Raw genomic sequence first — 5,837 nt, 5'->3', positions numbered from 1 at the left:
TTTCCCTGCTGACACTCCCAACACTTGCACTGATTAATGTTTTGCCTCCCCATATGAGTACTCCGATTCTGATATTAGACTCCCTTGTCTAATTCTAAAACCATGAAGTTGTTTTTTAACAAGCCCTTACCATGATAATTATGGGTTAGAAATAAATATCGCACAACAGAAACGTCTGGCAGCGGATCTCGGACCGGAAAAATTATGTATGATCATGCGCAACCATGGCATAGTTGTTTGTGGACGGACTGTTGCTGAAGCATTCTTAAACCTTTATTTTCTGGAGTTTGCTTGTAGAACACAAGTATTGGCTATGTCAACTGGGGCTAAACTGAATCAGCCTTCTGAGGATATTTTGAATTCATTTGCTCAACAAATGGAACAGTTTAAACCAATGAAAAAGGATGGATTTAAGTCAACCCAAATAGCGACTTTCAAGGCTTTAGTGCGTATGATTGAGCGCATCGATCCATCCTATAAGGAGTGATAGCACTACAACAGACAATAAGAAACTTCTTTCATCTTAGACTCAAGATCAAGGGCAATTGTGGTCAACATTTGTGCTGGTGTCAGCCCTGAGAGACTCGTGAGAAAGGGCAAACCAAAACACGTACTGATTCTCGGCGCTGGCATAGCCGGACTGGTATCGGCCTACGAACTGATGCGAGCGGGTCACAATGTAACAGTGTTGGAAGCCCGTCTCCGACCAGGTGGGCGCATTCTAACGTTGCGGGAACCCTTTGCCGATGGGCTTTATGTGGAAGCTGGGGCGGCTCGCATCCCCGAAAATCACCACTGGACTCTCAAATACTTAGACCATTTCGGTCTGCAAGTGGCACCCTTTTATCCAGACAAACTGGATTTTGTCCATTACTTGCAGGGTAAGCGGCTTAGGGTCAAGAGTGGTACAGAGGTCAAGTTGGGTCAATATCCTCTTGATCTTACTCCCGCAGAAAGGGAAATGAGATTAGAGGAAATAGTAAAAAAGGTTTTTAGACCGCTTTTTACAGAACTCGGCGATCCTACCTCCCTTGAGTGGCCTCCCGAACCTTTAAGGAAGTACGACCAGCTCACAGTAAGAGAGTTTATCGATAGTCAGGGTATCTCCCCCCAGATTGCTAGGATGTTCGGGTTCGGTTACCTGGATTTTGCCAAAAACAATGTTTCTGTACTTGAGATCTTGCGTTTGATGGCTCTCGGAGTCAGTGAAAAGCAGATGTTAAAGATTGTCGGAGGGGCAGATCAACTAACAAATGCTTTTGCAAACCATTTGAAAGATAAGATCCACTACGGAGCAGAAGTTGTGGAAATCGAAAGCGATCGCTCTCAAGTCCGTGTCGCCTATGTTCAAGGAGGAGTGACCCAGACCATGGCAGCAGAATACCTGATTTGTACCCTTCCCTTCAGCGTCCTGCGCCACCTAAAAATTACTCCATCCTTATCGGAGAAAAAAAACCGGGCAATTCAGGAAATATCTTATCTTTCCTTGTCCCGTATCTTCTTGCAAGTCAGGAAACGTTACTGGTTAGACCAGGGGTTGAACGGTTTTGGTTTAGCAGACTATCCCACTGAACTCTGGCACTCCAGTTTCGATCTACCCCAACAAAGGGCTATATTGGTTTCCTATATGAAGGGAGAGCGATCGCAGAGTCTGGCCACCATGAGTGAAGCAGAACGAATAGAATATGCGATCGCCCAATTAGAACCCATGCTTCCTGGTCTAGAGGAGTATATTGAAGGTGGTCTATCCGTATGCTGGGATGAAGATAATTGGGCAAAAGGTGGACATGTTCTGTTGAGTGCTGGACAAGTAACTGGACTACTGCCACATACTGCTAATCCTGAAGGGCGCATACATTTTGCGGGCGAACATACCTCCCCTTGGCACGGCTGGAAGGTGCCTTAGAATCAGGCTATCGTGCCGCAATCGAGATTAACAACATTTTTTAGCAGCAACTAGCTAGCACAACTTATTTCTTCTTTCAAGCAAGCCATAACTAGTAAAAATTATGTCAATAAAAACCAAAATATTAAAGTTTGTTAAAATCTATCAATCTCATTTAACTTTAAGACAAAAAACTATAGTAATAATCGCACTCATAGTGTGGAGTATTTGGCTGAATACCCTTGGTATACAAGAGGCAATAGCATATTGTTACAATCATTGGGAGATTGCTTTAACAATGATGTTTGGCTCTATAATTGCTGGAGGAACAAGTATTGGTGGAGGAGCAGTCGCTTTTCCTGTATTTACTAAATTGCTAAATGTTTCACCTCATGATGCTAAGGTATTTTCCCTAGCAATTCAAAGTGTTGGTATGAGTGCCGCCTCAGTAGCAATTTGGGTGACAAGAATTAGGGTGGAGTGGCGGACGATCATTTGGGCTAGTATTGGAGGAGCATTTGGTATTTGGATTGGATTAGCTTTTTTTTCTCATTTTTTTCCCCCAGATATGATCAAGATGTCTTTTACCATGATGATCGCTAGTTTACCCTTTAGTTTAATCATGTCAGGAAAGAAAAGACAATACTATTTACAAGTCAATAATTGGAGTTTTATAGAACGAGTAATATTCTTTTTTACTGGGCTATTGGGAGGAATAATGAGTTCTTTAGTCGGCAATGGAATTGACATTTTAACATTTTCTGTAATGGTACTTTTATTTCGTATCAGTGAGAAAGTTGCCACTCCTACCTCGGTTGTTTTGATGGCTATAAATGCTGTAATAGGATTTACTTTACAAGTGTTTTTTATCAAAGATTTTACTGATCCGGCGCTTAGTTATTGGCTAGCTGCAGTTCCTGTAGTTGTTATCGGTGCTCCTTTAGGAGCTATGTTTTGCAGCCTATTACGTCGCCAAACTATTGTCAATATTCTTATTGGTCTAATCTTGATTGAGTTGCTCACTTCTTTCCTCATAATTCCCTTGAAAGTCACAACTATTTCTGTGAGCTTAATAATATTTATCTTGTTCTCTTTGCTCAATTACTGGATGTATTACACTGATATTTATGCAATAAAATCTATAAAAAAAGGGACAGTTGACTAATGATTCAAGTCAATAGTAATACTCCGATAATAAATAATCTTCAATTAGACAGTAATGTGGGCGAAGAACTTTTCGATCAGTACGATACATTTGGGATATATCGTGCAGTGCAATTAGCTACCAGGAGAACCCCTTGGTGGAATTTATTCGTAGCCAAACTAATAGATTGGACTATCTTTAGAGTAGCATTATTACCTTTACCACTTGCGCTAGTATCAAGCGTTTTTTTGGTAATTTCGGGGGGTTCAGTTTTGCTTAAATGGATGGTAGGTGTATTTTGGCTCTGGATTGGACTATTTATAATCGACCAATTTCGACTTTTGAGCCTAAACAAGAAGTTATCTATAGAACCCGCACTTAAGTGCTCAGAGCAACGAAGGTCGGTTATAGTCATAGGTGCAGGACCGATAGGTATTGCAGTGGTAAAAGAATGTATCGAGCAAGGGCTAGAGGTTCAATGCTTTGAACAGAAGGACAACATAGGTGGTGTGTTTCGGCCTAATAGAGAATTCCCTGGAGGTTGCTGGCCTACGGTACGACTGACCTCTTCGCCCTGGATAACTGCTTACTCCGACTTTCCACCAAAAAGCTCATCATCTGAACACTACACATTACAGGAATACTTAGAATATCTAGCCAACTACGTGGAGCATTTTAGATTTTGGAACCACTTGCATTTTCGACAGACAGTAACTGATGTGAAACCCAACGAAAAGGGAGGTTGGATAGTAACCACAGTAGATCGAGTTTCAGGTGAAACAGTTCCTCATCACTGCGATCGCGTGGCCATTTGTACTGGACTCAATCTTATCCCTAAACCTATCCAGTTGCCAGGTCTCGATAGCTTTACTGGAGAAGTGCGTCATTCAGCTATGTATAAAGGAGTCGAGGGTTTAAGAGGGAAACATGTTGTTATTGTTGGTGCTGGAGAGTCTGGCGTTGATATTGCCGCAGAAGTTTCCTATGTTGCTGAAAATACATACTTAAGTATTCGGAAAGGTAAGTTTATTATCCCGCGCATCAATCCTCTCACTGGCATGGCGAATGACTACGACACTAACCGCATCCGAAACGCCCCACCAATCATTTTACAAAACTGGTTGATGACCTTAAAACGTCGTCTTTGTTTTCATACTGGAGACCACACGCCAGAATCTGCTTTCCGAACCCAGCTTCTAAAAAACTCAGATGTTGGTCCGATGTCCCAAGCCGTAACCAAATCTGATGACTTCATTCACCGTGTGATAGAAGGCAAGCTCAATCTACGTAGGGACTTAGTTGGATTTGATGGAGATGAAGTAATTTTCTCTGATGGCATTCGCCATCGTGCTGATGTAGTAATCTTCGCTCATGGTTACTTCCCTTCGTTCCCATTTCTTAAGTATCCTAAAGATGTGCAAGCTCTCCATCCAGCCAATATGTATCTGAATATGTTCCATCCTGAAATAGGATATTCTCTAGCCTTTTGTGGATTTGCACGTCCAAAAATCGGAGCTATTCCTCCTACTGGAGAGCTACAAGCTCGCCTATTTGCTCTAGTTGCAGCCGGAAAACGCTTACTGCCAGATGCAAGATTTATGGAACGAGATATCATCCAAACACGAAAAGAAAATGCCCTGAGTTTTCCAACTCAGCCGCCGCCTAATGTACTCATAAACTGGATTTCCTATATGGATAAAGTAGCAAATTTGATCGGCTCTCGCCCCAACCCCCTATACCTTTTAAAGAAACCTCGACTTTTATGGAAGTTTTGTTCTGGCCCAGTAACAGGAGCACATTATCGCTTGACTGGACCTGGTGCTTCTCAAACATCATTGGAAACGATAATGAAGCTTCCGCGAATGCATCAAATTAATGAAATAATAACTTACATTGGGCTTCATTTCTGGTTATGGCCACTCCAAATTATCAATCCTAATTCTAAGTGGCATAAGTCAAATACTATTTGGTAATGCTCTACAGTTGTATACCAAAGGGAACAGCGGATCTGGGAACAGGGAACAGGGAGTAGGGAGTAGGGAGTAGGGAGTAGCGATGCAGCGCGGTCTTGGGGAGGCAGCGCGGTCTTGGGGGTCTCCCCCATGAGCGACTGCCGTGGTTTCCCCCACTCGCTATTGCATCAAGACGGGAGTAGGGAAAAGGGAAAAAAAATTATCACAATTCCTACACGGATTGGTATAGTTATTAGAAAAGGCAATACTTGCCAACTTGTTGATAAAAATTTTGGGGTATTATAGGTTTTTATAGCGTTTATAGTACTCATGAGGTACAGTCTTCTTTGACGTTGATTCCCTGTTAGGTGCGCTTTCCGCATTAAGAATTAAATTCGCTACGGGTCGCACCTCTTAATGCAGCGCATCGCTATTCCCTCTTATCTGTTCCCTGTTCCCTGTTCCCTAAAATCTAGAAATTGTGTACCTCACAAGTCGTAGAATTGCTATATTACAAATGGCAATAAAATTATTACTACCTCTGGTGGCGGCATGTTGGTTTCAAACCATCCTGATTTTGTCAGCAAAGCTCTATTACCTGCTCCGAAGCTCCCTCTAGATACCGTTTTAAATTAGATCATGAAACCCAATTCTGAGTTATCATAACATCAAAAAATCCTAGGTTTTCTTTCCTACTATTCCCGACTCCCGATTCCCGACTCCCGATTCCCGACTCCCGACTCCCGACTCCCGACTCCCGACTCCCGACTCCCGATTCCCGACTCCCGACTCCCGACTCCCGACCCCCGACTCCCGACTCCCGACTCCCTGTTCCCTTTTCCCAACAAACACTAAC

The 5,837-nt window shown here is 42.7% G+C and carries 4 protein-coding genes and 1 pseudogene; 4 read left to right on the top strand and 1 reads right to left on the bottom strand.

Annotation, left to right across the window (positions count from 1 at the left end; all coding sequences use genetic code 11):
- Positions 1-136: 136 nt before the first annotated feature.
- From F6K46_RS37720 to F6K46_RS37705, 4 genes and pseudogenes are all read left to right on the top strand, one after another.
- Positions 137-487, top strand: a pseudogene (locus tag F6K46_RS37720) (class II aldolase/adducin family protein); the annotation flags it as partial.
- 60 nt (positions 488-547) lie between these two features.
- Positions 548-1,906 (top strand): FAD-dependent oxidoreductase, encoded by a 1,359-nt coding sequence (locus F6K46_RS37715; RefSeq protein ID WP_293067425.1) that lies wholly within the window; start codon positions 548-550, stop codon positions 1,904-1,906.
- A gap of 103 nt (positions 1,907-2,009) precedes the next feature.
- The gene (locus F6K46_RS37710; protein WP_293067423.1) at positions 2,010-3,050 is read left to right on the top strand and encodes a sulfite exporter TauE/SafE family protein; all 1,041 of its coding nucleotides are present in this window, start codon (positions 2,010-2,012) and stop codon (positions 3,048-3,050) included.
- A complete protein-coding gene (locus tag F6K46_RS37705) occupies positions 3,050-5,002 on the top strand; it encodes an NAD(P)-binding domain-containing protein (RefSeq protein WP_293067420.1) in 1,953 nt (650 codons plus the stop codon). Before F6K46_RS37710 ends, F6K46_RS37705 begins: the two co-directional genes overlap by 1 nt.
- Here the strand turns inward: F6K46_RS37705 and F6K46_RS37700 are convergent.
- The gene (locus F6K46_RS37700; protein ID WP_293067417.1) at positions 4,985-5,158 is read right to left on the bottom strand and encodes a hypothetical protein; all 174 of its coding nucleotides are present in this window, start codon (positions 5,156-5,158) and stop codon (positions 4,985-4,987) included. The two genes, F6K46_RS37705 and F6K46_RS37700, sit on opposite strands and share 18 nt — an antisense overlap.
- Between the last annotated feature and the right edge of the window lie 679 nt (positions 5,159-5,837).

The organism is Moorena sp. SIO3E8, from assembly GCF_010692445.1.
Classification (GTDB): domain Bacteria; phylum Cyanobacteriota; class Cyanobacteriia; order Cyanobacteriales; family Coleofasciculaceae; genus Moorena; species Moorena bouillonii.
The sequence above is the reverse complement of the archived record's forward strand: the minus strand, read 5'-3'. Positions and strand labels throughout refer to the sequence as shown.